This is a genomic window from Micromonospora arborensis (assembly GCF_003205615.1).
GTDB lineage: Bacteria > Actinomycetota > Actinomycetes > Mycobacteriales > Micromonosporaceae > Micromonospora > Micromonospora arborensis.
The window spans coordinates 1-5,544 of the sequence record NZ_PYBV01000020.1 but is presented as its reverse complement, the minus strand read 5'-3'; the positions used below and the strand labels follow the sequence as shown (position 1 = coordinate 5,544).

Here is a 5,544-nt window from a genome sequence, read left to right as displayed (position 1 = left end):
TTTCTGAAAGATTGTCCGGCGGCGTCCTACTCTCCCACACCCTCACGAGTGCAGTACCATCGGCGCTGGAGGGCTTAGCTTCCGGGTTCGGAATGTAACCGGGCGTTTCCCCTCCGCCATGACCGCCGTAACTCTATGAACATATCAAACAACCCCGGCACAACATCACGGGTGTTCGCTCGTTCAGAGTTGCACAGTGGACGCGTAGCAGCTTAGTAGTCAAGTCCTCGGCCTATTAGTACCGGTCAACTGAACCCGTTACCGGGCTTACATTTCCGGCCTATCAACCCAGTCGTCTAGCTGGGGGCCTTACCCCACAAAGTGGGTGGGATACCTCATCTTGAAGCAGGCTTCCCGCTTAGATGCTTTCAGCGGTTATCCCTTCCGAACGTAGCTAACCAGCCGTGCCCTTGGCAGGACAACTGGCACACCAGAGGTTCGTCCGTCCCGGTCCTCTCGTACTAGGGACAGCCCTTCTCAAGTATCCTACGCGCACGGCGGATAGGGACCGAACTGTCTCACGACGTTCTAAACCCAGCTCGCGTACCGCTTTAATGGGCGAACAGCCCAACCCTTGGGACCTGCTACAGCCCCAGGATGCGACGAGCCGACATCGAGGTGCCAAACCATCCCGTCGATATGGACTCTTGGGGAAGATCAGCCTGTTATCCCCGGGGTACCTTTTATCCGTTGAGCGACACCGCTTCCACTCGCAAGTGCCGGATCACTAGTCCCGACTTTCGTCCCTGCTCGACCTGTCAGTCTCACAGTCAAGCTCCCTTGTGTACTTGCACTCAACACCTGATTGCCAACCAGGCTGAGGGAACCTTTGGGCGCCTCCGTTACCTTTTAGGAGGCAACCGCCCCAGTTAAACTACCCACCAGACACTGTCCCTGAACCGGATAACGGTCCGAAGTTAGATACCCAAATCAACCAGAGTGGTATTTCAAGATTGCCTCCACCCATACTGGCGTATGGACTTCACCGGCTCCCACCTATCCTACACAAGCTAATTCGAGTACCAATGTCAAGCTATAGTAAAGGTCCCGGGGTCTTTCCGTCCTGCCGCGCGTAACGAGCATCTTTACTCGTACTGCAATTTCGCCGGGCCTGTGGTTGAGACAGTGGGGAAGTCGTTACGCCATTCGTGCAGGTCGGAACTTACCCGACAAGGAATTTCGCTACCTTAGGATGGTTATAGTTACCACCGCCGTTTACTGGCGCTTAAGTTCTCCGCTTCGCCCCGAAGAGCTAACAGGTCCCCTTAACGTTCCAGCACCGGGCAGGCGTCAGTCCATATACATCGAATTACTTCTTCGCATGGACCTGTGTTTTTAGTAAACAGTCGCTTCCCCCTGCTCTCTGCGGCCATACAACGCTCCACCCGCGCGGGGCTTCACGTCTCCGGCCCCCCTTCTCCCTAAGTTACGGGGGCAATTTGCCGAGTTCCTTAACCACAGTTCGCCCGATCGCCTCGGTATTCTCTACCTGACCACCTGTGTCGGTTTGGGGTACGGGCCGCTAAGAACTCGCTAGAGGCTTTTCTCGGCAGCATAGGATCACTGACTTCACCTGAATCGGCTCGGCATCACGTCTCAGCCTTCATGTGTTGCGGATTTGCCTACAACACGGCCTACACGCTTACCCCGGCACAACCACCGGCCGGGCTCAGCTACCTTCCTGCGTCACCCCATCGCTTGACTACTACCCATCAGGTTCCCACGCTCCCTCTCCTCAACCCGAAGGCCTTGAAAAGTTTGGGTGGTTAGCACAACGAGGTTCATCAGGGACGCTCTTTCGCGGGTACGGGAATATCAACCCGTTGTCCATCGACTACGCCTCTCGGCCTCGCCTTAGGTCCCGACTCACCCAGGGCGGATTAGCCTGGCCCTGGAACCCTTGGTCATCCGGCGGAAGGGTTTCTCACCCTTCTTTCGCTACTCATGCCTGCATTCTCACTCGTGCCGCGTCCACAACTGGGTCACCCCGCTGCTTCACTCGCGGCACGACGCTCCCCTACCCATCCACACACCTGCACAAGGAATCAAGTCCAAGCGAGGATAAAATGTGAATGCCACAGCTTCGGCGGTGTGCTTGAGCCCCGCTACATTGTCGGCGCGGAACCACTTGACCAGTGAGCTATTACGCACTCTTTAAAGGGTGGCTGCTTCTAAGCCAACCTCCTGGTTGTCTATGCGACCCCACATCCTTTTCCACTTAGCACACGCTTAGGGGCCTTAGCTGGTGATCTGGGCTGTTTCCCTCTCGACTACGAAGCTTATCCCCCGCAGTCTCACTGCCGCGCTCTCACTTACCGGCATTCGGAGTTTGGCTGATTTCGGTAAGCTTGTGGGCCCCCTAGACCATCCAGTGCTCTACCTCCGGCAAGAAACACGCGACGCTGCACCTAAATGCATTTCGGGGAGAACCAGCTATCACGGAGTTTGATTGGCCTTTCACCCCTAACCACAGGTCATCCCCCAATTTTTCAACATTGGTGGGTTCGGCCCTCCACGCGGTCTTACCCGCGCTTCAGCCTGCCCATGGCTAGATCACTCCGCTTCGGGTCTAGGACACGCGACTGAATCGCCCTATTCAGACTCGCTTTCGCTACGGCTCCCCCACACGGGTTAACCTCGCCACATGCCACTAACTCGCAGGCTCATTCTTCAAAAGGCACGCCGTCACCCCGCAAGGCTCCGACGGATTGTAGGCGAACGGTTTCAGGTACTATTTCACTCCCCTCCCGGGGTACTTTTCACCATTCCCTCACGGTACTTGTCCGCTATCGGTCACCAGGAAGTATTTAGGCTTACCAGGTGGTCCTGGCAGATTCACGGCAGATTTCAGGGGTCCGCCGCTACTCGGGAACACCCACAGAAGGTCAGCAACTTTCACCTACCGGACTTTCACCGTCTACGGTCAGCCATTCCAGACTGTTCGACTAGCCACCAACTTTGTAACTTCTCGAACAAGTGTCAGCTTGTTCAGCAGGGTCCCACAACCCCAACCACGCAACCCCTGACAGGTATCACACGCAGCCGGTTTAGCCTCGATCCGCTTTCGCTCGCCACTACTCACGGAATCACTAAATTGTTTTCTCTTCCTGCGGGTACTGAGATGTTTCACTTCCCCGCGTTCCCTCCACACACCCTATGTGTTCAGGTGTGGGTGACACCACATGACTGGTGCCAGGTTTCCCCATTCGGACACCCTGGGATCACAGCTTGGTTGACAGCTCCCCCAGGCCTATCGCGGCCTCCCACGTCCTTCATCGGCTCCTGGTGCCAAGGCATTCACCGTTCGCCCTTGACAACTTGACCACAAAGATGCTCGCGTCCACTGTGCAATTCTCAACAAACGACCAACCCACAACCCGATCCACCCCACACCAGCACCACCACAGTGATCGGTATGTGAAGCCAAGTCATGCCTGGCAACCTCACGAACCCACAGGCTCGCTACGGCTCCGAAAGAAACAACCAACGGTTGTTCTTTCAGGACCCAACAGGGTGCTTACATTTCCCCCCAGCCGCACCAGAAGCAACCATTCCCACCACACCCCGAAGAGAGTGGCTGTACTAGGCGCCGCCGGCCGTTGCCAGGGCAAAACTTGCCAGTGTCTCCGCCATCTGAGCACCCCGACCCAACATTCGTGGGCCGCGGGCTCCTTGCACCCTTTCAGGTGAAGGTGCTCCTTAGAAAGGAGGTGATCCAGCCGCACCTTCCGGTACGGCTACCTTGTTACGACTTCGTCCCAATCGCCAGCCCCACCTTCGACGGCTCCCTCCCACAAGGGGTTGGGCCACCGGCTTCGGGTGTTGCCGACTTTCGTGACGTGACGGGCGGTGTGTACAAGGCCCGGGAACGTATTCACCGCAGCGTTGCTGATCTGCGATTACTAGCGACTCCGACTTCACGGGGTCGAGTTGCAGACCCCGATCCGAACTGAGACCGGCTTTTTGGGATTCGCTCCACCTCACGGTATCGCAGCCCATTGTACCGGCCATTGTAGCATGCGTGAAGCCCTGGACATAAGGGGCATGATGACTTGACGTCATCCCCACCTTCCTCCGAGTTGACCCCGGCAGTCTTCGATGAGTCCCCGCCATAACGCGCTGGCAACATCGAACGAGGGTTGCGCTCGTTGCGGGACTTAACCCAACATCTCACGACACGAGCTGACGACAGCCATGCACCACCTGTGACCGCCCCCGAAGGACCTCACATCTCTGCGAGTTTTGCGGCCATGTCAAACCCAGGTAAGGTTCTTCGCGTTGCATCGAATTAATCCGCATGCTCCGCCGCTTGTGCGGGCCCCCGTCAATTCCTTTGAGTTTTAGCCTTGCGGCCGTACTCCCCAGGCGGGGCGCTTAATGCGTTAGCTGCGGCACAGGGAACCGGAGAGGCCCCCCACACCTAGCGCCCAACGTTTACAGCGTGGACTACCAGGGTATCTAATCCTGTTCGCTCCCCACGCTTTCGCTCCTCAGCGTCAGTATCGGCCCAGAGACCCGCCTTCGCCACCGGTGTTCCTCCTGATATCTGCGCATTTCACCGCTACACCAGGAATTCCAGTCTCCCCTACCGAACTCTAGCCTGCCCGTATCGACCGCAGGCTTGGGGTTGAGCCCCAAGTTTTCACGGTCGACGCGACAAGCCGCCTACGAGCTCTTTACGCCCAATAAATCCGGACAACGCTCGCACCCTACGTCTTACCGCGGCTGCTGGCACGTAGTTGGCCGGTGCTTCTTCTGCAGGTACCGTCACTCTCGCTTCGTCCCTGCTGAAAGAGGTTTACAACCCGAAGGCCGTCATCCCTCACGCGGCGTCGCTGCATCAGGCTTCCGCCCATTGTGCAATATTCCCCACTGCTGCCTCCCGTAGGAGTCTGGGCCGTGTCTCAGTCCCAGTGTGGCCGGTCGCCCTCTCAGGCCGGCTACCCGTCGTCGCCTTGGTAGGCCATCACCCCACCAACAAGCTGATAGGCCGCGAGCCCATCCCAAGCCGAAAAACTTTCCACCCCCAGCCATGCGGCCGGAAGTCCTATTCGGTATTAGCCCCGGTTTCCCGGGGTTATCCCAAAGCTTGGGGCAGGTTGCTCACGTGTTACTCACCCGTTCGCCGCTCGAGTACCCCGAAGGGCCTTTCCGCTCGACTTGCATGTGTTAAGCACGCCGCCAGCGTTCGTCCTGAGCCAGGATCAAACTCTCCAACAAAAAATTAGTTGAACAGCATCCTGACAACAAACAAATGTTGCCAAAGGAATCCCAACCAGCCAGAAAAACTGACCAGTCCGGGGTATAAATCATAATTGGCACTGGCTTTACAAGCACCCTGTTGAGTTCTCAAAGAACAACCACACACCAAACCGAAGCCCCACACTCAGTGGAACCCCGCTTCGGGGCAACCGCTCAAACCTACTTGGTCGAACTTTCATTGTCAACCTCATGTTCGAGGCGATCAATGTGGTTCGTCCGGACCCACGATGACGCACGCCGTACCCGGCGGTCGTTACTGTCGTGGGAAGCCGCAGACCGGCC

3 rRNA genes are annotated in these 5,544 nt (G+C 57.3%); all 3 read right to left on the bottom strand.

The annotated features are described in order from the left end of the window. Positions 1–13: 13 nt before the first annotated feature. The 3 genes from rrf to C7C45_RS17205 all read right to left on the bottom strand — a co-directional run bounded on the left by rrf (position 14) and on the right by C7C45_RS17205 (position 5,220). Positions 14–130, bottom strand: a 5S ribosomal RNA gene (rrf, locus tag C7C45_RS17215). Positions 131–215: 85 nt separating this feature from the next. After that, positions 216–3,324 (bottom strand): 23S ribosomal RNA (locus tag C7C45_RS17210). 379 nt (positions 3,325–3,703) lie between these two features. After that, a 16S ribosomal RNA gene (locus C7C45_RS17205) occupies positions 3,704–5,220 on the bottom strand. The 16S, 23S and 5S rRNA genes sit together here, the layout of an rRNA operon. Positions 5,221–5,544 lie beyond the last annotated feature (324 nt).